17 protein-coding genes and 1 pseudogene are annotated in these 23,271 nt (G+C 61.2%); 10 read left to right on the forward strand and 8 right to left on the reverse strand.

From position 1 onward, the window contains the following. Entirely contained in the window at window positions 1–564 is a 564-nt protein-coding gene (locus V6M90_RS02015; RefSeq protein ID WP_332845995.1) for a sarcosine oxidase, read from the forward strand. On the opposite strand, the gene V6M90_RS02020 is transcribed toward V6M90_RS02015, so the two are convergent. Next, window positions 552–1,958: a purine-cytosine permease family protein gene (locus V6M90_RS02020; protein ID WP_332845996.1), complete on the reverse strand. Its 1,407-nt coding sequence runs from the start codon at window positions 1,956–1,958 to the stop codon at window positions 552–554. The two genes, V6M90_RS02015 and V6M90_RS02020, sit on opposite strands and share 13 nt — an antisense overlap. Window positions 1,959–2,279: 321 nt before the next feature. Here V6M90_RS02020 and V6M90_RS02025 point away from each other — a divergent pair, with 321 nt between their 5' ends. The 3 genes from V6M90_RS02025 (at window position 2,280) to V6M90_RS02035 (ending at window position 6,475) form a co-directional block, all read left to right on the forward strand. After that, window positions 2,280–2,765 (forward strand): flavin reductase family protein, encoded by a 486-nt coding sequence (locus tag V6M90_RS02025; RefSeq protein WP_003173304.1) that lies wholly within the window; start codon window positions 2,280–2,282, stop codon window positions 2,763–2,765. Window positions 2,766–2,821: 56 nt separating this feature from the next. Then, complete coding sequence (locus V6M90_RS02030) at window positions 2,822–3,865, forward strand: LLM class flavin-dependent oxidoreductase (protein WP_003173303.1); 1,044 nt, start codon at window positions 2,822–2,824, stop codon at window positions 3,863–3,865. Window positions 3,866–4,066: 201 nt separating this feature from the next. Beyond that, window positions 4,067–6,475 (forward strand): glucose/quinate/shikimate family membrane-bound PQQ-dependent dehydrogenase, encoded by a 2,409-nt coding sequence (locus V6M90_RS02035; protein WP_305429238.1) that lies wholly within the window; start codon window positions 4,067–4,069, stop codon window positions 6,473–6,475. 44 nt (window positions 6,476–6,519) lie between these two features. On the opposite strand, the gene V6M90_RS02040 is transcribed toward V6M90_RS02035, so the two are convergent. Then, window positions 6,520–7,701: a XylR family transcriptional regulator gene (locus V6M90_RS02040; protein ID WP_003173301.1), complete on the reverse strand. Its 1,182-nt coding sequence runs from the start codon at window positions 7,699–7,701 to the stop codon at window positions 6,520–6,522. 140 nt (window positions 7,702–7,841) lie between these two features. On the opposite strand from V6M90_RS02040, the gene xylA reads away from it, so the two are divergent. The 4 genes from xylA to V6M90_RS02060 all read left to right on the forward strand — a co-directional run bounded on the left by xylA (window position 7,842) and on the right by V6M90_RS02060 (window position 12,949). After that, window positions 7,842–9,158: a xylose isomerase gene (gene xylA, locus V6M90_RS02045; protein ID WP_003173300.1), complete on the forward strand. Its 1,317-nt coding sequence runs from the start codon at window positions 7,842–7,844 to the stop codon at window positions 9,156–9,158. A 99-nt stretch (window positions 9,159–9,257) separates the two neighbouring features. Beyond that, window positions 9,258–10,259 carry a D-xylose ABC transporter substrate-binding protein gene (xylF, locus tag V6M90_RS02050; RefSeq protein WP_003173299.1) on the forward strand — a complete coding sequence of 334 codons (1,002 nt, stop codon included), beginning with the start codon at window positions 9,258–9,260 and terminating at the stop codon, window positions 10,257–10,259. A 5-nt stretch (window positions 10,260–10,264) separates the two neighbouring features. Continuing rightward, complete coding sequence (xylG, locus tag V6M90_RS02055) at window positions 10,265–11,812, forward strand: D-xylose ABC transporter ATP-binding protein (RefSeq protein ID WP_332845997.1); 1,548 nt, start codon at window positions 10,265–10,267, stop codon at window positions 11,810–11,812. Further along, on the forward strand, window positions 11,813–12,949 hold the full coding sequence (locus V6M90_RS02060; RefSeq protein ID WP_003173297.1) for a sugar ABC transporter permease: 1,137 nt from the start codon (window positions 11,813–11,815) through the stop codon (window positions 12,947–12,949). It abuts the gene before it with no gap. A gap of 72 nt (window positions 12,950–13,021) precedes the next feature. Here V6M90_RS02060 and V6M90_RS02065 read toward each other — a convergent pair whose 3' ends face one another. From V6M90_RS02065 to V6M90_RS02085, 6 genes and pseudogenes are all read right to left on the reverse strand, one after another. Continuing rightward, window positions 13,022–13,942: a substrate-binding domain-containing protein gene (locus V6M90_RS02065; RefSeq protein WP_003173296.1), complete on the reverse strand. Its 921-nt coding sequence runs from the start codon at window positions 13,940–13,942 to the stop codon at window positions 13,022–13,024. Window positions 13,943–13,959: 17 nt separating this feature from the next. Beyond that, window positions 13,960–14,673 carry a methyl-accepting chemotaxis protein gene (locus V6M90_RS30055; protein WP_408637272.1) on the reverse strand — a complete coding sequence of 238 codons (714 nt, stop codon included), beginning with the start codon at window positions 14,671–14,673 and terminating at the stop codon, window positions 13,960–13,962. A 144-nt stretch (window positions 14,674–14,817) separates the two neighbouring features. Next, window positions 14,818–15,945, reverse strand: a pseudogene (locus V6M90_RS30060) (HAMP domain-containing protein); the annotation flags it as partial. 218 nt (window positions 15,946–16,163) lie between these two features. Continuing rightward, on the reverse strand, window positions 16,164–17,414 hold the full coding sequence (locus tag V6M90_RS02075) for a glycoside hydrolase family 68 protein (RefSeq protein WP_141064194.1): 1,251 nt from the start codon (window positions 17,412–17,414) through the stop codon (window positions 16,164–16,166). 249 nt (window positions 17,415–17,663) lie between these two features. Continuing rightward, on the reverse strand, window positions 17,664–18,572 hold the full coding sequence (locus V6M90_RS02080; protein WP_232291301.1) for a polysaccharide lyase: 909 nt from the start codon (window positions 18,570–18,572) through the stop codon (window positions 17,664–17,666). Between the two features lie 269 nt (window positions 18,573–18,841). Continuing rightward, window positions 18,842–20,341 carry a CoA-acylating methylmalonate-semialdehyde dehydrogenase gene (locus tag V6M90_RS02085; RefSeq protein WP_332845999.1) on the reverse strand — a complete coding sequence of 500 codons (1,500 nt, stop codon included), beginning with the start codon at window positions 20,339–20,341 and terminating at the stop codon, window positions 18,842–18,844. A gap of 108 nt (window positions 20,342–20,449) precedes the next feature. Between V6M90_RS02085 and V6M90_RS02090 the strand changes: the two genes are divergently transcribed. After that, window positions 20,450–21,388, forward strand: coding sequence for a LysR family transcriptional regulator (locus V6M90_RS02090; protein ID WP_042944508.1), 939 nt, complete (start codon window positions 20,450–20,452; stop codon window positions 21,386–21,388). A 179-nt stretch (window positions 21,389–21,567) separates the two neighbouring features. After that, window positions 21,568–23,250: an AMP-binding protein gene (locus V6M90_RS02095; protein ID WP_332846000.1), complete on the forward strand. Its 1,683-nt coding sequence runs from the start codon at window positions 21,568–21,570 to the stop codon at window positions 23,248–23,250. Window positions 23,251–23,271: the final 21 nt, after the last annotated feature.

A 23,271-nucleotide genomic window follows, 5' to 3' on the forward strand; every position in this document is an offset into this window, starting at 1 on the left:
ATGACCAGTCTGAAAGCCCACGACCTGATCACGCCGTTCCGCCTGATCGACCAGACCGACCTGCCCCGGGTCGGCTTTCGCGGCGCGCACAGCGCCGAGTACCTCGGCGCGCGCGGCTTCACCCTGCCCGAAGCGCCCAACCGCGCCGTCGCCCAGGCCGACGGCAGTTGGGTGGCGCGCCTGTCGCAGAACGAATACCTCGTACTGGGCAGCCCCCAGGACCACGGCCAACGGATCGCCGATGAAGAAGCACGTTGGGAACTGGACCACCGCGCCAACTACCTGCTGCCACGACAGGACAGCCATGCTTGCGTGCTGCTCAGCGGCGGCGTGATCGCGCAGGTAATGGCAAAGCTGTGTGGCGTTGACTTGAGCGCCCCGGCCTTCAAGCCGGGGATGGTGGCGCAAACCTCGGTGGCGCGGGTCAATGCGATTGTGATCCACACCGGCACTGTGGAGATGCCGGCGTTGCATATCCTGTGGGACCGCGCCTCGAAGGCATACTTCGAGGGCGCATTGCATGATGCGTTGGAGGAGTTTGCGGGAATGGGTCAGTCGGTGTAGCCCAACCGCCCCGCCCCGACCTTCCGGGTGTGTTGACGTGTCGCCAGGCAGTAATACAGCGGGCACGTCACCACCAACCCCACCAGCCACGACAGGTCCGCGCCTTCCACCAGATTGGCCCACGGCCCCACATACAGCGACGTATTGGCAAACGGCAACTGCACAATGATGCCGATGAAATACGCCACGATCGCATGCAGGTTAAAGCGCCCATACACACCGCCATCCGCCTGGAAGATCGAAGCGATGTCATAGACGCCGCGCTTGATGACATAGAAGTCGATCAGGTTGATCGACGCCCATGGCACCAGCACCAGCAACAGCGCGAGGATCAGGCCGATGAACTGCGAGATGAAGTCCGCCGAAGCGCCCAGCGCCACCACGCAGCAACCGGCAAGGATCAGGCCCGACAACATCACGCGCACTTTGATACTGGGCGTCCAGTGGCTGGCGAAGGTCTGGATCGAGGTGACGATCGACAGCACCGCACCGTACAGATTCAAGGCGTTGTGGCTGATGATATTGAGCAGAAACAGCACCATCAGGATCGGCCCCAGCCAGCCGGTGGCCTGCTTCACCGCTGCCATGGCTTCGGTGCCCTCGGGTGTGGCCAGGGCGGCGACCAGGCCGAAGGCGAAGGACAACAGGGTGCCGAGGGTCGCGCCCAGATAGGTGGCAAGAAACGGCCGCGTGATGCCGATATCCGCTGGCAGGTAACGCGAGTAGTCGCTGGTGTAAGGCGAAAAGCTGATCTGCCAGATCACGCCAAGGGACACGGTGGCCAGCCAACCGGCTGCGTTGAAGCCGCCGCGGCTGAAAAAATCCGCTGGCAGGTCATGGGCAAAGATGTAGGTAAATCCCGCCAACAACGCGCTGCCCATGACCCAGGTACCGATGCGGTTCAAGCTATGGATAAAGCGGTAACCGATCACGCCGATGGCCGTAGCGCTGAGGGCGCCGATCAGGATACTCGCCGGCACCGGTACCGACGGCACGATGCCGACGATGGATTTACCGGCCAGCACGATGTTGGAAATAAAGAAGCCGATATAGATCAGCGCGGCAAAAAACACGATCAGCAAAGCGCCGTAACGACCAAACTGGCCACGGCTCTGCACCATCTGCGGAATGCCCATGCGCGGCCCCTGGGCCGAGGCAAGGGCAATCACGATACCGCCGAGCAGGTGCCCGAGGGCAATCGCCAGCAGCCCCCAGGCCAGATTGAGATGGAACACCTGGGCCACCATGGCGCCGGTCACAATCGGCAGCGGCGCGATATTGGTGCTGAACCATAAAGTGAACAGATCGCGGGCCTTTCCATGGCGTTCCGCGAGGGGGACATAATCGACTGTATGATGCTCGATCAGGGGGTCTTGCCGGGACAGCTGGGGCATGGAAATGAACTCGCGTTTGTCTGATCTTATAGTTGTTTGACGCCAAACCGGAGGAGCCTTTTAATCGCTCCTCAGATGAACACCATATTATGGTATTCCAACATTTTCACAAGACTGAACCGTTGGTTTTACCTGCAGCTCATCCGGTTCCCTGCCGTCATGACGCCCCGCCCATCCCGCTAAAAACCCCGTAATCATTGAGCATTGAGCCCGGAAAAGACGTTTATCGGCTGTGTAAAAAAGCGCTTGCAAGCTGTGTATTACGGTATACCATCATACCTACAAATTGATAAAAACCGTTTCACCGCAGAGGACCGTCACATGATCGATGCCGCCATCTACAAACAAGTGATGGGTTCGTTTCCGTCCGGAGTCACCGTGATCACCACGCTCGATGACGACGGGCAGATCGTCGGTCTCACCGCCAGCGCCTTCAGCTCGTTGTCCATGGACCCGGCCCTGGTGCTGTTCTGCCCCAATTACAGCTCCGACTCCTACCCGATTCTGATCAAGAACAAGCGCTTTGCCATCCACGTCCTGTCGGGCGGGCAGCAAAGCGAGGCCTATGCGTTTGCGCGCAAGGGCAAGGACAAGGCGCAGGGCATCGAATGGACACTCAGCGCGCTGGGCAACCCGATCCTGGCGAATGCCACGGCGGTGATCGAATGCGAGCTGTGGCGTGAATATGAAGGCGGCGACCACGCGATCATGGTCGGCTCGGTGAAGAACCTGATCGTGCCGGAACAGGCCAATGGGCCCTTGGTCTATTGCCACGGCAAAATGGGCGCCCTGCCCGTGCCTGCCTGACCCTCCCTGCAAATCCGGTATTTGCGCAAAATAACAACAGATTAGAGGTAAGCATCATGAAGTTTTCGCTGTTCGTGCACATGGAGCGCTGGGACGAAAGTGTCAGCCATCGTCAGTTGTTCGAAGACTTGACCGAACTGACCCTGATGGCCGAGGCTGGCGGTTTCAGCACCGTGTGGATTGGCGAACATCACGCCATGGAATACACCATCTCGCCAAGCCCGATGCCGCTGTTGGCTTACCTCGCAGCCAAGACCACTACGATTCATCTGGGCGCCGGCACCATCATCGCGCCGTTCTGGCACCCGCTGCGGGTGGCGGGCGAATGCGCCTTGCTCGACGTGATCAGCAACGGGCGCATGGAAGTCGGCCTGGCTCGCGGCGCGTACCAGGTGGAATTTGATCGCATGGCCGGCGGCATGCCCGCCTCCAGCGGCGGCCAGGCCCTGCGTGAAATGGTGCCGGTGGTCCGTGCACTGTGGCAGGGTGACTACGCCCACGACGGCGATATCTGGAAATTCCCCACCTCCACCAGCGTGCCCAAGCCGATCCAGCAACCCAACCCGCCGATGTGGATCGCCGCCCGCGACCCGGACTCGCATAACTTCGCGGTGGCCAACGGCTGCAATGTGATGGTCACGCCGTTGATGAAGGGCGATGAAGAAGTCCTCGACCTGAAAAACAAATTCCAGGCGGCCCTCGACAACAACCCGGACGTACCGCGCCCGCAACTGATGGTGCTGCGCCACACCCACGTGCATGCGGCCGACGACCCGGACGGCTGGAAAGTGGGGGCCAAGGCGATCTCGAAGTTCTATCGCACCTTCGATGCCTGGTTCGGTAACAAAGAAGTGCCGGTCAACGGCTTCCTGGCGCCAAGCCCGGAAGAGAAGTTCGCCGCACGTCCTGAGTTCGAACTGGAGAGCCTGCACAAGACCGCGATGATCGGCACCGCCGCCGAAATCATCCCGCGCATCCAGTACTACCAGGAACTGGGGGTGGATGAGTTCAGCTTCTGGTGCGACAACAGCTTGCCCCATGCGGAAAAGAAGAAGTCGTTGAAGTTGTTTATCGAGCAGGTGATGCCGGCGTTTCGTTGATTGATACCGCATCAAAGGTGGGAGGGGCGGTGCGACGACTCGACTTGCCCCCTCCCACATTTTGATCTCAGCGCGTCCATGCTCGCCTCAACCCATTAACGCAGCATCTGTAATTGTCTATTGCGACGGCATAATGTACTAACTGGTTACTTATCTTGCTAACATCGCGTCTTTGCCCTCTCTCACTCGAGTCCTTTCGATATGAAACGAGCATCGCGCGCCGCTGGCGTCTCTAGATTCCTCCTCCTGGGCCTGGGCGTTGTCGTCGCCCTGCTCGGCCTTGCGCTGGCCGTGGGCGGCGCCAAGCTGGTCAGCCTGGGAGGTTCGTGGTACTTCCTGATCGGCGGCGTGACCATGGCGGTGGCCGGCCTGTTGATTGCCCGGCGCAAACCCGCCGGTGCGTGGTTGTTTGCCGCGTTCCTGGTCGGCACGGCTGTCTGGGCGGTGGCGGATGTAGGCTTGGTGTTCTGGCCGCTGTTCTCGCGACTGTTCATGTTTGCGGTCATCGGCCTGGTGGTGGCGCTGGTGTACCCGCTGCTGGTCGGCAAACCGGCACGCGGTGCCTATGGCGTCGCCGCTGTATTGGCGGTGGGCGTGGGGGTTGCGGCGGGCAATATGTTTGTCGCCCACCCAAGCGTCGCCCCGACGGGTGCAGGCCCGGGTGTGACGCCGGTAGTCGCGGCCGACGCGCAGAAAGATTGGGCGCACTACGGCAATACCGAAGGCGGCAGCCGCTTCGCGGCGCTGGACCAGATAAACCGCAACAACGTCGACAAGCTCAAAGTGGCCTGGACCTACCGCACCGGCGACGTGGCCATCAGCGACGGCAACGGTGCCGAAGACCAACTCACGCCGCTGCAGATCGGCAACAAAGTGTTCATCTGCACCCCGCACAACAACCTGATCGCCCTGGACGCCGACACCGGCAAAGAGCTGTGGAAGAACCCGATCAACGCTAAATCGGCGGTGTGGCAGCGTTGCCGGGGCATGGCGTATTTCGACGCCACCGCGCCGATTGCCCAACCGACCCAGCCGAACAGCTCGCCCATCATTGCCGCCAGTGTCCCCGCCGGCGCGCAGTGCCAGCGTCGCTTGCTGACCAACACCATCGATGCACGCCTGATCGCGGTGGACGCCGACACCGGCCAATTCTGCGAAGACTTCGGCAACCATGGCCAAGTGGATTTGAAAGCCGGCCTGGGCAATGTGCCGGACAGCTACTACCAACTGTCCTCCGCCCCACTGATCGCCGGTACCACCGTGGTGGTCGGCGGTCGCGTTGCGGATAATGTGCAAGCCGACATGCCGGGCGGCGTAATCCGTGGCTTTGACGTGATCAGCGGCCAGATGCGCTGGGCCTTTGACCCAGGCAACCCACAAGCCAAACAGGCCCCCACCGGCGACAGCACCTACGTGCGCAGCACGCCCAACAGCTGGGCACCGATGTCCTACGACCCGCTGATGAATACGGTCTTCTTGCCGATGGGCAGCTCCTCCACCGATATCTACGGTGTGGAACGCACCGCGCTCGACCACCGATACGGCGCCTCGGTGCTGGCATTGGATGCCTCCACCGGTGCCGAAAAGTGGGTGTACCAGACCGTCCACAATGACCTGTGGGACTTCGACCTGCCGATGCAGCCGAGCCTGATCGACTTCACCCCGCCGGGCAGCGACAAGGCTGTACCTGCACTAGTGATCGGCACCAAGGCCGGGCAGATCTATGTACTCGACCGCGCCACCGGCAAACCGCTGACCGAGGTCAAGGACGTAGCGGTCAAGGCCGCCAATATCCCCAACGAGCCCTACTCGCCAACCCAGCCGAAATCGGTGGGCATGCCGCAGATCGGCGCGCAGACCCTTAGCGAGTCGGACATGTGGGGCGCCACGCCGTACGACCAGTTGCTGTGCCGCATCGACTTCAAAGGCATGCGCTACGACGGCCTGTACACCGCGCCGGGCACCGATAAATCCCTGAGTTTCCCAGGGTCACTGGGCGGCATGAACTGGGGCAGTATCTCCACCGACCCGGTGCACGGCTTTATCTTCGTCAACGACATGCGCCTGGGCCTGTGGATCCAGATGATCCCGTCGCAGAACAAGGCCCAGGCCGCGTCTGGTGGCGAGGCGCTGAACACCGGCATGGGCGCGGTACCGCTCAAGGGCACGCCGTATGCGGTGAACAAAAACCGCTTCCTGTCCGTGGCCGGCATCCCCTGCCAGGCGCCGCCGTTCGGCACCCTGACCGCCATCGACATGAAAACCCGGAAGGTCGCCTGGCAAGTGCCGGTCGGCACCGTTGAAGACACCGGCCCCCTGGGCATCCGCATGCACCTGCCGATCAAGATCGGCCTGCCGACCCTCGGCGGCACCCTGTCGACCCAGGGCGGCCTGATCTTCATTGCCGGCACCCAGGACTTCTACCTGCGCGCCTTCAACAGCGGCAACGGTGATGAAGTGTGGAAAGCCCGCCTGCCGGTGGGCAGCCAGGGCGGCCCGATGACCTACGTGTCACCGAAAACCGGCAAGCAGTATGTGGTGATCACTGCCGGCGGCGCGCGCCAGTCCACTGACCGTGGTGACTACGTGGTCGCTTACGCCTTGCCATGACTGCGTTGGCGCGATGCTGCGGCATCGCGCCTTCCTGGTCCGCCTCAATGACACGCAGCGCCCTGCTGATACTCGCGCGGCGTACAACCAAACTCGCGGCGAAACACCGTGTGCAGGTACTGCGCCGACTTGAAACCACACTGCTGGGCAATATCGGCAATCGCCAAATCGCCGTGTTGCAGCCCATTGGCCGCCGCCGCCAGTTTGAACCGCAGAATCTCATCATGCACGCTGCAGCCGCGCACCTTGCGAAAGTGCGACTCCAACGACGAACGCGACACGCCGACATAGGCCGCCACCTGGTCGGTCTTGATGCCCTGGCAGGCGTATTGACGGATAAACAGCAACGCCTGCATCACGTAGGGGTTGCCCAAAGGTTGATGCAAGCTGGAGGCCTGCACATTGATCGCCTCCGGCGGCACCAGGATTTGCGCGCCCGTGCAGGGCTTGCCGTGCAGCATCTGGTGCAGCAACGCGGCGGCGGTGCGGCCCATGGTTTCGGTGCCCTGGATCACCGAACTCAAGGGGACGCGCGTAAGGGTGCGCGTCAGCGGGTCGTTGTCGATGCCGATCAACGCCACCTGCTCCGGCACGGCGATGCCGGCCGTGAGACAGGCTTGCAGCAGTTGCCGGGCACGGGCGTCGGTGACGGCGATGATGCCGATGGGTTTGGGCAAACTTTCCAGCCAGGCGATTTGCTGCTCCACCGCGCTGTCCCACATCGGCGCGCTGGTGCCCAGCCCGCGATAGATCTGCACCTGCAAGCCATCGCGCTGCATCAGGTGGCGAAAGGCTTTTTCGCGCTCCTGGGCCCAGCGATTGGCCTGGGCTTCGGGCAGGCTGAAACAGGCAAAACGCGTGAGCCCGGCCTCGATCAAATGCTCGTAGGCCAACTTCATCAGCCCGTAATTGTCGGTTGCCACGTAGGGAATGCCCTGGGGATAGGCGCGCGCATCCTCATAGGAGCCGCCCACCGCCACCACCGGCAACTGGCTGCCGGCCAACGCCTCACCGATCAACGGGTCGTCGAAGTCGGCAATGATGCCGTCGCCCTGCCAGCGCTCGATCCCCCGCAGGCGGCACAGAAAGTCTTCCTCCAGGAACAAGTCCCACGACGCGCGGGTGCTGCTCAGGTAGTTACCGATACCGGCGATGATGCCGCGGTCGTAGATTTTGCTGCCGTTGAAAAGCAGCGCGATGCGGTGGACGGGCGGTAGGGTTTTCATTGTTTTTATCCTGGGGCCGGTCTTCCAAGACTAGCCCCCGCTACTCAAAATCGCACGCTCCTTTGGTGATTTTCATAATCAGCAGCCTCACCGCCGTTGCTAGTATCGAACCATCGCCAAGAACAATAAGGAAAAACGCCATGCCGTACTTCCCAGGTGTCGAGAAGGTTCGCTTCGAAGGCCCCAGCAGCGACGCTCCCCTCGCCTTTCGCCATTACGATGCCAACAAGCTGATCCTCGGCAAACCCATGCGCGAGCACCTGCGCATGGCCGTCTGTTATTGGCACACCTTTGTGTGGCCAGGGGCGGATGTGTTTGGTTCGGGCACCTTCAAGCGGCCGTGGCAGCGTAGCGGCGAGCCGATGGAACTGGCCATCGGCAAGGCAGACGCGGCCTTTGAGTTTTTTTCCAAGCTGGGCATCGACTACTACAGTTTTCACGACACTGACGTCGCCCCCGAAGGCAGCTCGCTCAAGGAGTACCGCAACCACTTTGCGCACATGGTCGACCACCTGGAGCGCCACCAGGAACAGACCGGCATCAAGCTGTTGTGGGGCACCGCCAACTGCTTCAGCAACCCGCGCTTTGCCGCCGGCGCCGCGAGCAACCCTGACCCGCAGGTGTTTGCCTACGCCGCCGCCCAGGTGTTCAGCGCAATGAACGCCACCCACCGGCTCAAGGGCTCCAACTACGTGCTCTGGGGTGGCCGTGAAGGTTATGAAACGCTGCTTAATACCGACCTCAAGCGCGAGCGCGAACAGCTCGGGCGTTTTATGCGCATGGTGGTGGAGCACAAGCACAAGATCGGCTTCAAGGGCGACCTGCTGATCGAACCCAAGCCTCAGGAGCCGACCAAGCACCAATACGATTACGACAGCGCCACGGTGTTCGGCTTTCTGCATGAGTACGGCCTGGAACACGAGATCAAGGTGAATATCGAGGCCAACCACGCCACCCTGGCCGGGCACAGTTTTCAGCATGAAATTGCCACTGCCGTGTCCCTGGGGATCTTCGGCAGCATCGACGCCAACCGCGGCGACCCGCAGAACGGCTGGGACACCGACCAGTTTCCCAACAGCGTCGAAGAGATGACCCTGGCCACTTATGAAATCCTCAAGGCTGGCGGTTTCAAGAATGGCGGCTATAACTTCGACTCCAAGGTGCGGCGCCAGAGCCTGGACGAGATCGACCTGTTCTACGGCCATGTCGCCGCCATGGACACCCTGGCCCTGGCCCTTGAGCGCGCGGCAGCCATGGTGCAAAACGACCAACTGCAGCAATTCAAGGACCAGCGTTATGCCGGCTGGCAGCAGCCGCTGGGCAAGGCGGTACTGGCGGGCGAGTTCAGCCTGGAGTCGCTGGCCGAGCATGCGTTTGCCCATGAGCTGAACCCGCAGGCTGTGAGCGGGCGGCAGGAAATGCTGGAGGGGGTTGTGAATCGGTTTATCTATACCTGATAGTCCCGGGTGTCTGGTTTTAGGGCTGCTTCGCAGCCCAGCGGGAGCAAGCTCCCTCGCCACAGTGTCTTTCCAACAACAATAAAAGGACGCACCACCATGAAGTCATTCAAACGTACCCTGCTCGCCACCACCCTGGCCCTGCTGACCCTGCCGGTCATGGCCGACCCCGCCCACCCGAAAATCGGCTTCTCCATCGACGACCTGCGCCTGGAGCGCTGGTCCCGTGACCGCGATTACTTCGTCGCGGCCGCGGAAAAACTCGATGCCAAGGTCTTCGTGCAATCGGCCGACGCCAACGAGCAGAAGCAGATCTCCCAGATCGAGAACCTGATCTCCCGTGGTGTCGATGTGATCGTGATCGTGCCGTTCAACGCCACGGTGCTGACCAACGCAGTGGCCGAAGCCAAGAAGGCCGGGATCAAAGTGGTGTCCTATGACCGCCTGATCCTCAACGCAGACATCGACGCCTATATCTCGTTCGATAACGAAAAAGTCGGCGAAATGCAGGCCAGCGGCGTGCTGCAAGCCGCGCCCAAGGGTAATTACTTCCTGCTCGGCGGCGCACCCACCGACAACAACGCCAAGGTGCTGCGCGAAGGCCAGATGAAAGTGCTGCAACCGGCCATCGACAAAGGCGATATCAAGGTGGTGGGCCAGCAGTGGGTCAAGGAGTGGAACCCCACCGAAGCGCTGAGCATCGTCGAAAACGCCCTGACTCGAAACAACAACAAGATCGACGCCATCGTCGCCTCCAACGACGCCACCGCCGGCGGTGCGATCCAGGCCCTGGCCGCGCAGCAACTGGCGGGCAAGGTGCCGATCTCCGGCCAGGATGCCGACCTCGCCGCCGTCAAGCGCGTGATCGATGGCACCCAGACCATGACCGTGTACAAACCGCTCAAGCTGATTGCCAGCGAAGCCGCCAAGCTTTCGGTGCAGTTGGCGCGTAACGAGAAACCCACCTACAGCTCGCAATACGACAACGGCAGCAAAAAGGTCGACACCATCCTGCTCACCCCGACCCCGCTGACCAAGGCCAATATCGACCTGTTGGAGAAAGACGGGTTCTACACCAAAGAGCAGATCGGCGGGCAGTGAACCCCATGGCCGCCGACTACCTGTTGCAAATGAACGGCATCGTCAAAAGTTTTGGCGGTGTCAACGCGCTGAACGGCATCGATATAAAGGTGCGGCCGGGGGAATGCGTCGGCCTGTGCGGCGAGAACGGTGCCGGAAAATCCACCCTGATGAAGGTGCTGTCGGCGGTGTATCCGTACGGCACCTGGGAGGGCGAAATCCTCTGGGACGGGCAGCCGCTCAAGGCCCAGTCGATCAGCGAAACCGAGGCGACCGGCATCGTGATCATTCACCAGGAACTGACCCTGGTGCCGGACCTGTCCGTGGCCGAGAACATTTTTATGGGCCACGAGTTGACCCTGCCCGGCGGGCGCATGAACTACCCGGCGATGTTCCACCGCGCCGAAGCGTTGATGCGCGAACTCAAGGTGCCGGACATGAACGTGGCGCTGCCGGTGTCGCAGTACGGCGGCGGTTACCAGCAACTGGTGGAAATCGCCAAGGCGCTCAACAAGCAGGCGCGCCTGTTGATCCTCGACGAGCCCTCCTCGGCCCTGACCCGCTCGGAAATCGAAGTGCTGCTGGACATCATCCGTGACCTCAAGGCCAAGGGTGTGGCCTACGTGTATATCTCCCACAAGCTCGATGAAGTGGCCGCGGTGTGCGACACCATTGCGGTGATCCGCGACGGCAAGCACATCGCGACCACGGCCATGGCCGACATGGACATTGCGCGCATCATCACGCAGATGGTCGGCCGCGAGATGAGCAACCTCTACCCCACCGAGCCCCATGCGGTGGGCGAAGTGATTTTCGAGGCGCGCCATGTCACCTGCTACGACGTGGACAACCCCAAGCGCAAGCGCGTCGACGATATCTCCTTCGTGCTCAAGCGCGGTGAAATCCTCGGCATCGCAGGTCTTGTGGGCGCCGGGCGCACGGAGCTGGTGTCGGCGCTGTTCGGCGCCTACCCCGGCCGCTACGCCGCCGAGGTGTGGCTGGACGGCGAAGTGATCGACACGCGCACACCGCTCAAATCGATTCGCGCCGGGCTGTGCATGGTGCCCGAGGACCGCAAGCGCCAAGGCATCATTCCCGACCTGGGGGTGGGCCAGAACATCACCCTGGCGGTGCTCGACACCTACGCGCACCTGACCCGCATCGACGCCGAAGCCGAACTGGGCAGCATCGACCGGCAGATCGCGCGCATGCACCTCAAGACCTCCAGCCCGTTCTTGCCGATCACCAGCTTGTCCGGCGGCAACCAGCAAAAAGCCGTGCTGGCGAAGATGCTGATGGCCAAGCCCAAGGTGCTGATCCTCGACGAACCCACGCGCGGGGTGGACGTGGGCGCCAAATATGAGATCTACAAGTTGATGGGCGCGCTGGCGGCCGAAGGCGTGGCGATCATCATGGTCTCCTCGGAACTGGCCGAAGTGCTCGGCGTGTCCAACCGCGTGCTGGTAATCGGCGACGGCCAGTTGCGCGGCGACTTCATCAACGAGGGGCTCACCCAGGAACAGGTGCTCGCCGCTGCGCTCAGCCAAAACAATAATGATCGGAAGACCGCGTAGATGAATCAGCTCAAACAGCTGTTTACCCGCTACAAAATGCTCGCCCTGGTGATTGCCGTGGCGGTGATCTGGCTGTTTTTCAGCTGGCAGACCGAGGGCGGCTTCCTCACGCCGCGTAACCTGTCGAACCTGCTGCGGCAAATGTCGATCACCGGGATTCTGGCGTGCGGCATGGTGCTGGTGATCATCAGCGGCGAGATCGATTTGTCGGTGGGCTCGTTGCTGGGGCTGCTCGGTGGGCTGGCGGCGATCCTGGACGTGGTCTATCACATTCCGCTGCTGGCCAACCTGAGCCTGGTGGCGCTGTGCGGCCTGATGATCGGCCTGGCCAATGGCTACATGACCGCCTACCTGCGTATCCCCTCGTTCATTGTCGGCTTGGGCGGCATGCTGGCGTTTCGCGGGATTTTGCTGGGGATCACCGGCGGCACCACCATCGCGCCGGTGTCGCCGTCGCTGGTGTATGTGGGCCAGGGCTATCTGCCGCATACCGTGGGCGTCGGCCTGGGCGTGCTGTTGTTTGCGCTGACCTTGTTCCTCACCTGGAAGCAGCGACGCAACCGTGCGCTGCATGGCCTGGCAGCGCACTCGCTGGTACGGGACGTGGTGCGCGTGGTGGTGATCGGCGCGGTGCTGGCCGGGTTCGTCACTACGCTCAACAGCTACGACGGCATCCCGGTGCCGGTGCTGTTGCTGCTGGTACTGCTCGGCGTGTTCAGCTACGTCACCAGCCAGACCGTGTTCGGCCGCCGCGTATACGCGGTGGGCAGCAACATGGAGGCCACACGGCTGTCGGGCATCAACGTGCAGGCGGTGAAGCTGTGGATCTTCGGCATCATGGGCGTGATGTGCGCCCTCGCCGGCCTGGTCAACACCGCCCGCCTCGCCGCCGGCTCACCGTCGGCGGGCAACATGGGCGAGCTGGACGCCATCGCCGCGTGCTTTATCGGCGGCACCTCGATGCGCGGCGGTTCGGGCACGGTGTACGGCGCACTGCTGGGGGCGTTGGTGATCACCAGCCTGGATAACGGCATGTCGATGCTGGATGTGGACAGTTACTGGCAGATGATCGTGAAGGGCAGCATTCTGGTGCTGGCGGTGTGGGTGGATGTGAGTACGCGGGCGGGTCGACGCTGAACCCCAGTCTGTGGGAGGGGGCTTGCTCCCACATTTGACTGCATTCCAGGGTTGGATCGGGGTGGTCAGTTCCTATTCAAACGCCTGGCGATTCTCCGGCGTGATCAGCTTGAACGGCACCCACACCACCGTCGACTCCAGCACCTCGCCGCGCACCAGGCGCAGTGCGGTGTCCACGGCGCCGCCGGCCTGGCCGGCGGCATCCTGGAACACGCTGACCGCCATCTTGCCCTCGGCCATCAACTTCAACCCGTCCGGTGTACCGTCGATACCGCCGACCCAATAGTCCTTGGCCTGCTTGCCGGCCTTTTCCAGGCCCATGATCGCGCCGATCGCCATTTCGTCGTTATTGGCCGCGATGATCGAAAAATCGACGCCCTGCTTGACCCAGTCAATGACGATCGTGGCGGCCTGGCTACGCTCCCAGTTACCGACTTTTTTCTGTATCACTTTCATGTCCGGGTATTTGGCGACGACTTTTTCCACGTCCTCGGTGCGCATCAATGAAGAGGCGTTGGCCGGGTCGCCCACCAGAATCACCACGTTGCCTTTGTAACCGGCACGGCGCGCCAGCTCTTCCATCTGCAAGGTACCCGACTCCAGCTCGTTGGAGCCGACGAACGCGGTCTGTGCCGGCCACTTTTCCGGGTTCGGGTTACGGTTGACGAACACCAGCGGGATCTTGGCGTCCGAGGCCAGCTGCATCATCTGAGCGGCACTTTTGCCGTCGACCATCGCAATGATGATCGCATCCACCTTGGAATTGACCAGGTTACGGAATTGGCGCATCTGCAAATCGATGCTGTCCTTGCCGTTTTCCATAAAGATGTCGGCGTTCATGACGCCAGCCTGTTGCTGCACCCCGTTGCGCAGCAAGGTCTGGAAGTTATCGTCGTACTTTGCCATGCCGACACCCAGCAAGGGCGTGGCGGCCTGGGCCGGGCCCGAAACGAACAGCGTCGCCCCCAGCGCGAGCATTAACCATGCTTTCATGTTCTGACTCCTGCGGCTCAAACGCTGAAATGATGGAGCAGCTCGCGCTGCACTTTGGCCATGTTCGACAGCTCTTGGCTGCTGATGGCGGACTGTTCGGCGCCGTTTGCCGTCTGCTGGGCCGAATCGTTGATCTGGATGACCATCCGACTGGTTTCCTGCACCGTGGCGCTCTGCTGCTCGGTAGCGGCGGCAATCTGAATATTCATGTCACGGATGCTGTCGACCGCGCCGCTCATGGACAGCAACAAATCACCGGCGCCCGACGCCAGGGACACGCATTGGCTGGACTGCGCCTGGCTTTCGTTCATGACGTGAACCACCGAATGAATTTTTTCCTGCATGAGCCCGATCATGTCCTGGATTTCGCTGGTCGAGGTCTGGGTACGGCTGGCCAGCGACCGCACTTCATCGGCCACCACCGCAAAACCGCGCCCTTGCTCGCCGGCACGGGCCGCTTCGATTGCCGCGTTCAGGGCAAGCAGGTTGGTCTGTTCGGCAATGGTGCGAATGGCCACCACAATGCCCTCGATGTTCTGCCCGTACTTCTGCAGCTCATCGGTCACCTGCGTGGCTTTGTTCACCTGGTCGGCCTGCTGGCGGATATTGACGATGGTCTCGGCCACACGCTCCTGCACCTTGTGCGTGAGATCGCTGGTGTCGTCCACCGCCTGGCGGGTGTCCTGCGCGCGCCGCGCCACCTCCTCGACCGTGCTTTCCATCTGCGTCATGGCCGAGGCGGCCGATTGCAGGCGGTCCTTCTGTTCATCCACCACACGGGTGGTCTGCTCGCTGTTCAAGGCGTTGCTGCCAGCGGTCGAGGCCAGCGCATCGGCAGAACTGATCAATTCACGGAAGGTTTTCTGCAGGGCTTTGGTCAGTTCGTTCAGGTAACCACCCAACTCACCGAACTCATCTTTACGGCTGACATCGAAACTGACACGCATGTCCCCGGCGGTGAGTGTCTTGAGCACTTCACGGAACGCCGCCAACGGACGTCGCAGGCTGAAGGCGACCCACGTACCAATCGCCACCGCCGCCAGCACCGCCAGCACACACGCGATCAACAGCAAGCTGCGGCTGGTGCCGATGGTGGCATTGGCCGAGTGACTGGCCTGGTTGGCCACCTCCAGGGATTGGCTGCCGAACTCGGCAATCCGGTCCAAGGTGGCTTTGAGCGCCGCGTCAACCGCATCGCGTTGTTGCTGCACCTGCGTGGCGAGTTTCGCCTCTCCCTGATAGGCCTGGAACAGGCCGTCAGGGGCGGTCAGGTCTGTCAGCAGACGATTGACCATGACGCCGGCGATCCGCCCGACCCTCGGGTCAATCGCCGTCAAGGCCTGGGCGCGGGTGTTGATCACTTCGTCCTGCAGGTTGAGCACGCGCTGTAATTTATCAATGGCGGGCGTGACGGTATGGGCCGCGAAACCATCGTAGGATTTGTTGACTTCCAACAGCAGTTTTTCTGCGGCGGCCACCTGCTGCGGCTCGCCGGCACTGCGTGCCTGCGCGATGTAATCACGCAAATAACTGGTCAGCTGCATCGCCTGCGCACTGCTGTAGCCTTGCAGTTTGCGCGTCAACGCCAACTGCTGCACGTGCTGCAAGTGGGACGTCATCAACCCCTGCGCCTGCTCGGCGTAGGCCCCGACCTGTTGGCGTTGCTGCGCCAGGTTCGCCCGCAGTGCCTCATGCTCGCCGGTATAGGCAAGGGTGCTGTCGAGCAACTGGTTGAACTGGGCAATGCTCTCGGTAAACGGGCGCTTGCCGTCCTCGATCTGCTTGGGGTCGGTACTGATCTGAATGGCCAGCAATGCCTGGTTGGCGCGCAGGATGTGCACGTACAACTCACTGGCGGCCCGGCTCAAGGGTGCCGACTGGCCGGTGATGATGGTCAAGCGACTGCTGATGGACTGCGTGTTCTGATAGCTGATCCCGGCCATGATCAGAAGTAACAGCACCAACACCGCAAATCCGCCGATCACACGCTGCAATATGGTCATGGCTACCCCTTTGATTTTTTATTCGTTGACCTGAGCGATGACCAGGCGTGCACCTACGAGTTTGGGATCACTCGTGGCGCTAGTGCCTGTATCGGCCTGATTAGTCGGGACTTGAGCGTTGAAGTCTGGCTAAAACGCAGTCAAAAAAATGTGGGAGGGGGATTGCCCCCTCCCACATTTGGATCGGTTTACACCTGATGTTGACTATTGCATTGCGGTCACTGGCTCAACACCACATCGCGCATCGCCGGGATGTAACCGTAATCGTAAGACTCCTGCACAAACGAGCGGTCGCCCTTCAACACAATCCTGACCGTTGGCGCTTCGGTGCCACCGATACGGTAGTCCTCACCGCTGGTGGGCACGCTGTCGATAAACGACGTCACCAGGCCATTGGGCATCACGCAGTGAGAATAGGTCTGGAACGGCTGCGAAGGTGGGTTGCCGAGTACCAGCCCGGAAGCGTTCATCGGCGTGTAAGGGCCAAACAGATGATCGCCAACAAAGCCGTAGACACCATCAGGGCCGGTCACGCCATCCGCATAGGTGAACTTGTGGCTGATGGTGAACAGGTAGTACTTGCCGTCCTGGAACACATAGTGCGGCCGCTCGGTTTGATCGTTCACCCCCACGGCCGTCACCAGCGGCGGCAGGATTTCCCACTCGTCACCGTTAAGGTCCTTGGCCACGGCGATGCCGATGCAGCCGACCTGATAGCGTGCGCCACCCACGTCCTCGTGCCCTGGTGGCACCAGGCCCAACTCGTCAGGGCCCACTTCGTGAGTACCGCGCTCGCCGGCGACATTGCCTTCAAACACCATGTACAACTTGCCATCCACGGGGTCGATAAACGGGCTGGGATCACGAAAGTTCCAAGTCGCGTTCTGCGCCTCGGTCTGGTAGTAGGTGCCGTCGGCTTCGAAGAGCGCCTTGACCTGGGTAAAACCGCGTAGCTCGACGCCGCTGTCGGACGTGACCACTTGGCCTCTGACCTTGGCGATCGTCGCACCCGGGGTTACGCAGGTGTAATACAGGTCGATATCACCGTTGTTATTGAGCAGGATCGGCGTGCCGGCCCACTCACGCGTGGTCGGTGAAACCCCTTCGGCCATGACCCGGCCGCCGAAGATCCAGTCTTTGCCGGTGCGCGAGTACCAGTAGCAGATCCGCGCATGGCCATGGCGATCTTCCCAATCGCGCTTGATGTCGTAACGGCCGTCGGCGTTGATGAATTGTGGATCATGGGGGCGACGGTCGGCGGTCAGGGTGAAGATCACTGACCAGCCATCCACAGATACCACCGTGCCATCCAGCTCACGCAATGGCATGGTGTCCCAAATAAAGACCGTGTCACTCATGACAGGAAAGTCAGGACTCACTAACGGCTGTGTCGTCGTAGGGTCATTCTCATTAACTTTCAGCGCATCGGCCCGTGTCCAGCGAGTGGGAGTATGATTCGCATGTTTCATGATGATGTCCTTTTGCTGACGCTTAAATAAAAAGCGAAGATTAAATAGCACCTGACAGCCAGCAACTCGATACTGACCGAAAGAGCACAAGATAGTTGGATCTGCAAGTGCACCCCAAGGTTTAACATGGGCACCGCTTATCTCAACATGAAGAATTGTTTACATTACAAAGGCCATCACTGTATTTATATCCTTGATATAAATACAGTGGCACCTGCAATAATGACAGCCAAGTAGAAAGCTAGCTATTCAACTACCAAACACCAACGCCGCAGCCTGAGCCCCGGCATTCTTCTGTGTAAAGTCCTTGGCCTGCGCCGCCGTCTTCAAGGTATAGGCGTAATTGGAAGTTGCCGTCCACTGTGCTTTTGGCGACTTCTGGTTGGTGATCGGCGGCACACTGTTTGTATCAGTAAACGTCCCGCTGCCTTTATCATCCAACATGCCATTGTTTTGGCTGCCTTCACCAAAATAGTTGCTCTCGGAAAGGATATTGGCATTCTGCGCAAGGGTGAAACCGAGGTGAAACTTATTGATATAGTTGTTATACACATGAAAATAACCGTAGCGCATCAAGCCAGGCGCACGCACTTCCATATTGTCGAAGCGGTTATGGCACAGTGTCAGGCGCGGGTAGCCGTTGAACGCCGCGTTATTATCATCCGCCGGATGACCGAAGATCAGGCCGTACTTGTGACTGCCAAAGAAGCAGTTGCTGATGGTGGCATAATCGGCTTTTTCACCGATATAGAGCAATTTGTCTTCACTGCCGTCAGTGGTCGACCAGCTGTGCCCGACAAAAGAGCAATGGTCAATCCAATACTTGCTGCCGTAGTTCAGGTAGACCTGAATATCGTCATTGGCCTTGATATTCGCTGAATGCTTGAAGATAAGATTCTGCAGAATGATGTTCTGCGACTGCGCGGTTGCACGCAGGTGAATATTCTCCAACGTCCGATTCTGGAACGAACCGATCAGCGTCTTGTTGGCGCCCATGTTGACTTTGGTCAGGCTCGACGCCGAGATATTACTGTTGATCACCAGCACCTGCGGGGTGACGGTGCCGATATTGGCCTTGAGTTGATCCAGGTTAGTGATGCTGACCACGGGGCCGGCCCAGCCGCCGGTCACTTTTGCCGCGAGGGCGAAACCGGTCAAACCGGTGAGTTTGCTTTCTGGGTACGACATGAGTTCCCTCTCTCTCTATAAAAACGGCTCGGTATAACGAGCCTGAGCATTAAGTTAATCCATTAACTTACACAGGGTGTTTGGCGTGGCTGAGGCTGCCAGAGCTTGGTTGGTCAGCGCCTAAACACTGTGTTTATATACAGTATTCGGCATTCACTGGATCGTCAACCTTTACGCAAAAAAAATGTGGGAGGGAGCTTGCTCCCTCCCACACTTGTCCTACGGTGTCCTTTCAAGCGTTATCTGGACACAGGCATCGCAAACTCCGCGCCCTGCTCGATGCTCTCCGACCAGCGCTGCATGATCGACTTCTGCTTGGTGTAGAAGCGCACACCCTCGGTGCCGTAGGCATGCATGTCGCCAAACAGGCTCTTCTTCCAGCCGCCAAACCCGTGCCAGGCCATCGGCACCGGGATCGGTACGTTGATGCCGACCATGCCTACTTGGATGCGGCGTGCGAACTCGCGGGCAATGTTGCCGTCGCGGGTGAAGCAGCTGACGCCGTTGCCGAATTCATGGTCATTGACCAGTTGCACGGCTTCGGCGAAGTCGTTCACGCGCACGCAGGCCAGGACCGGGCCGAAGATTTCTTCGCGGTAGATGCTCATTTCTCTGGTCACGTGATCGAACAGCGTCGCGCCAAGCCAGAAGCCGTTTTCCAAACCCGCTTCGGTGGGCACATAGTCACGGCCATCGAGCAGCAGTTGCGCGCCGGCCTGCACGCCTTGTTCGATGTAGCCGCTGATGCGTTCCAGGGCGGCGCGGGACACGATCGGACCCATCTCGGCTTTCAGGTCGCGGCCGTCGGTGATGCGCAGTTGCTTGGCACGCTCGGTCAGGGCGGCGATGACTTTGTCGCCTACATCGCCGACCAGCACGGCCACGGAGATGGCCATGCAGCGTTCGCCGGCACTGCCGTAGGCGGCGCCCATCAGTGCGTCGACGGTTTTTTCGATATCGGCGTCAGGCATCACCACCATGTGGTTTTTCGCACCGCCCAGGCCTTGCACACGCTTGCCGTGACGCGCACCGGTCTCGTAGATGTATTGGGCAATCGGCGTGGAGCCGACAAAGCTCACGGCCTTGACGTCCGGGTGTTCGATCAGCGCGTCCACCGATTCCTTGTCGCCTTGCACCACGTTGAACACGCCTTTGGGCAGGCCGGCTTCGCGCAGCAGTTCGGCCATGAACAGCGATGCACTCGGATCGGTAGGGCTTGGCTTGAGGATGAAGGTGTTGCCCGCCGCGATGGCGATCGGGTACATCCACATCGGCACCATCACCGGGAAATTGAACGGGGTGACACCCGCCACCACACCCAGGGGTTGGCGCATCGTCCAGTTGTCCATGCCACGGGACACCTGGTCGGAATATTCACCCTTGAGCAGGTTGGGAATGCCGCAGGCGAATTCGAGGATGTCGATGCCACGGTCGACTTCACCCTGGGCGTCGGTGAAGACCTTGCCGTGCTCGGCGACGATGATGCGCGCCAGGTCGTCCTTGCGCTCACGCAGCAGGTGCAGGTATTGGAACAGCACACGAGCGCGGCGGATCGGCGGGGTATCGGCCCAGCCGTCGAAGGCGGCCTGGGCGGCGGCGACGGCTTCGGCCACGGTCTGGCGGCTGGCCAGCGCGACGCGTGCGGTTTTTTCGCCGGTGGCCGGGTTGAAGACGTCCTGATAGCGATCATCGCGGCTCACGCGCTGGTCGTTGATGTAGTGCTCGATGGTAGTGGTCATGGCAGTCGATCCAGGTGGGTAGCGTTGGAACACACCTTAGGCTTTCGCTTTGTTCCAAACCAGAGCAGAATCCTGAACTTATTGTCCATATATACGAACAATACAATCATGGAAAAATCTGAAATCGAAGGGCTTTGGACCCACATCCACTGGCTCTCGGTGCTGGAAGAACAAGGCACCTACACCGCCGCCGCTGCCCGCCTGGGGGTGAGTAAATCCGCGGTGAGCCAGCGCATTTCCGATCTGGAAAAGGCCACCGGCACGCGATTGGTCACACGCACCACGCGCAGTGTGCGGCTGACCGATGCGGGGCTGTCGTTGACCCGTGAAGTGCGCAGCGCCTACGCGCAAATCGCCCGCGGCTTCTCGTCCGTACGCGACTCGGTCGGTGAGATTCGCGGGTTGGTACGGCTGACCGCACCGGTGGCGTTCGCCCGGCAGCAACTGGTGCCGCACCTGTCGGAGTTCTTGCAGCAGTACCCGCAGGTGCGTATCCAGCTGGACGTGTCCGACGCCTTGAGTTCACTGGCGGCCGAAGGCTACGACCTGGCCGTGCGCCACGGCTTCCAGGTGCCGGAAACCCACGTGGCCTGGAAGCTGTGTGACACCGGCTCGGTGCTGGTCGCCACCCAGGATTACCTGCAACGCCACGGCGAACCGCGCGAACCCGGCGACCTGTCCGCACACAATTGCCTGTTTTACCCACGGGGCACCGACCAGCCCGCCTGGACCTTCGAGCGCGGCGGCAAGAACCTTGAGCGCCTCACCGTACCCATCGCCGGCAGCTTCGCCACCAATAACAGTGAAGCCCTGCGCGACTCGGCGCTCAACCACCTGGGCATCGCCCTGCTCCCGGATTTCAGCGCCCACGCCGCGCTGGCCAGCGGCACGCTGGTGCAGGTGCTCAAGGACTGGACGCTCAAGGGCGCGTTTGCCGACGAGATCTACCTGATCCGGCCGTATTCGCCCCATGTGCCGAAGTCGGTAAGTGCGCTGGTGGGTTATTTGAAGCAGAAGCTGTCGGGTGGCTTTCGCTACGGAGGGTAAGGCTGACCGTTCACCGTTTGAAGAGGTGACCAGCCATGACTTTTTTGCACAACGCACCGGTATTTTTAGGCGTTCATCTTCAGATTTGTGCATGCCTATACTCGGTCCGGCCTGCTGGTTGAACCGCAGGCAGCCGCACAATAAAAAGGTCCCTACAACAATAATCAAGGACACCGACCATGACGCATCCCTTCCTGGCCGCCCGGGATTTCCTGCTCGCGCACCGCACCGACTACGCCACTGCCGTGCGCGATTTCCGCTGGCCGCAGTTGGATGCGTTCAACTGGGCCCTGGACTATTTCGATGTGATGGCCGAGGGCAATTCGGCCAACGCACTGTGGATCGTCGAAGAGGACGGCAGCGAGCAGCGCTACAGCTTCGCGCACTTGGCGGCGCGCTCGAACCAGGTGGCCAACCATCTGCGCGCCCTCGGGGTACGCCGTGGCGAACGCGTGCTGCTGATGCTCGGCAACGATGTGGCGCTGTGGGAAACCATGCTCGCCGCGTTCAAGCTCGGCGCCGTGGTGATCCCCGCCACCGCCCTGCTCAACCCGGATGATTTGCGCGACCGTATCGAGCGCGGCCAGGTGCGTCACCTGGTGGTGGGTGCGGCGCATGTCGACAAGTTCGTCGGCCTGGGCGACGGCTGCAGTCGCATTTGCGTAGGCGCCGCGCCGGCGGGTTGGGTCGCGCACAGCGCCGCTTTCGAGTACCCCGAGCAATTCGCAGCCGAAGGCCACACCCTGGCCACCGACCCGATGCTGCTGTATTTCACCTCCGGCACCACCTCCAAACCCAAGATGGTGCTGCACAGCCACCAGAGCTACCCGGTGGGCCACCTGTCGACGATGTACTGGATCGGCCTGCAACCGGGCGATCTGCACCTCAATATTTCCTCTCCTGGCTGGGCCAAGCATGCCTGGAGCTGCCTGTTCGCACCGTGGAACGCCGGTGCGTGCATCTTCATCCATAACGTCGCGCGGTTCAGCGCGCAGGCTTTGCTCGGCGCACTGCAACGCTATGGCGTGACCAGCCTGTGCGCCCCGCCTACGGTGTGGCGCATGCTGATCCAGGAAGACCTGGCCGGCTACAAGCCACGCCTGAGTCTGCGCGAGCTGGTGGGTGCCGGCGAGCCGCTGAACCCGGAAATCATCGAGCAGATCCAACACGCCTGGGGCTTGCCGCTGCGCGATGGGTTCGGCCAGTCGGAAACCACCGCCCTGGTCGGTAACACCCCAGGTCAACGGCTCAAACCGGGCTCCATGGGCCGCCCGTTGCCGGGGTATCGCGTGGCGCTGCTCGACCCCGATGGCCTGCCCGCGAGCGAAGGCGAAGTCGCCCTGCCCCTGGATGTGCGCCCACTCGGCTTAATGTTGTGCTACGAAGACAGCCCGGAAAAAACCGCCGAGGTGATGCGCGACGGTTACTACCGCACCGGCGATACCGCACAGATCGACAGCGACGGCTACATCACCTTTGTCGGCCGCGCCGATGATGTGTTCAAGGCCTCCGACTACCGCATCAGCCCGTTCGAACTGGAGAGCGCGCTGATCGAACACCCGGCGGTGATGGAAGTGGCCGTGGTGCCCAGCCCCGACCCGATGCGCCTGGCGGTGCCTAAAGCGTTCCTGATCCTGGCCCACGATGCTCCCGGCAATGCGGAACTGGCCGCGCATATCTTCGCTTTTGCCCGCGAGCATCTGGCGCCCTACAAGCGGGTGCGGCGCATCGAGTTTGTGAGTGAACTGCCCAAGACCATTTCCGGGAAGATCCGCCGGGTGGAGCTGCGGCAGATGGAGGTGCTGCGGCGACAGGGGGCGACGCGGGGTGAGCACGAGCATTTCGAGGAAGATTTTTCCTGAGGGCAGCCCCCCGGCGTTGCG

It is taken from the genome of Pseudomonas lactucae (assembly GCF_036688725.1).
GTDB classification, from domain to species: domain Bacteria; phylum Pseudomonadota; class Gammaproteobacteria; order Pseudomonadales; family Pseudomonadaceae; genus Aquipseudomonas; species Aquipseudomonas lactucae.

What these genes read in the sequence shown, in the direction of transcription:
- V6M90_RS02075 (WP_141064194.1), bottom strand. Translation starts at nt 17,414, where the DNA reads ATGAAACATGCGAATCATACTCCCACTCGCTGGACACGGGCCGATGCG.
- V6M90_RS02035 (WP_305429238.1), top strand. Translation starts at nt 4,067, where the DNA reads ATGAAACGAGCATCGCGCGCCGCTGGCGTCTCTAGATTCCTCCTCCTG.
- V6M90_RS02090 (WP_042944508.1), top strand. Translation starts at nt 20,450, where the DNA reads ATGGAAAAATCTGAAATCGAAGGGCTTTGGACCCACATCCACTGGCTC.
- V6M90_RS02030 (WP_003173303.1), top strand. Translation starts at nt 2,822, where the DNA reads ATGAAGTTTTCGCTGTTCGTGCACATGGAGCGCTGGGACGAAAGTGTC.
- V6M90_RS30055 (WP_408637272.1), bottom strand. Translation starts at nt 14,673, where the DNA reads ATGACGCAGATGGAAAGCACGGTCGAGGAGGTGGCGCGGCGCGCGCAG.
- V6M90_RS02040 (WP_003173301.1), bottom strand. Translation starts at nt 7,701, where the DNA reads ATGAAAACCCTACCGCCCGTCCACCGCATCGCGCTGCTTTTCAACGGC.
- V6M90_RS02065 (WP_003173296.1), bottom strand. Translation starts at nt 13,942, where the DNA reads ATGAAAGCATGGTTAATGCTCGCGCTGGGGGCGACGCTGTTCGTTTCG.
- xylF (WP_003173299.1), top strand. Translation starts at nt 9,258, where the DNA reads ATGAAGTCATTCAAACGTACCCTGCTCGCCACCACCCTGGCCCTGCTG.
- V6M90_RS02095 (WP_332846000.1), top strand. Translation starts at nt 21,568, where the DNA reads ATGACGCATCCCTTCCTGGCCGCCCGGGATTTCCTGCTCGCGCACCGC.
- xylG (WP_332845997.1), top strand. Translation starts at nt 10,265, where the DNA reads ATGGCCGCCGACTACCTGTTGCAAATGAACGGCATCGTCAAAAGTTTT.
- xylA (WP_003173300.1), top strand. Translation starts at nt 7,842, where the DNA reads ATGCCGTACTTCCCAGGTGTCGAGAAGGTTCGCTTCGAAGGCCCCAGC.
- V6M90_RS02025 (WP_003173304.1), top strand. Translation starts at nt 2,280, where the DNA reads ATGATCGATGCCGCCATCTACAAACAAGTGATGGGTTCGTTTCCGTCC.
- V6M90_RS02015 (WP_332845995.1), top strand. Translation starts at nt 1, where the DNA reads ATGACCAGTCTGAAAGCCCACGACCTGATCACGCCGTTCCGCCTGATC.
- V6M90_RS02020 (WP_332845996.1), bottom strand. Translation starts at nt 1,958, where the DNA reads ATGCCCCAGCTGTCCCGGCAAGACCCCCTGATCGAGCATCATACAGTC.
- V6M90_RS02060 (WP_003173297.1), top strand. Translation starts at nt 11,813, where the DNA reads ATGAATCAGCTCAAACAGCTGTTTACCCGCTACAAAATGCTCGCCCTG.
- V6M90_RS02085 (WP_332845999.1), bottom strand. Translation starts at nt 20,341, where the DNA reads ATGACCACTACCATCGAGCACTACATCAACGACCAGCGCGTGAGCCGC.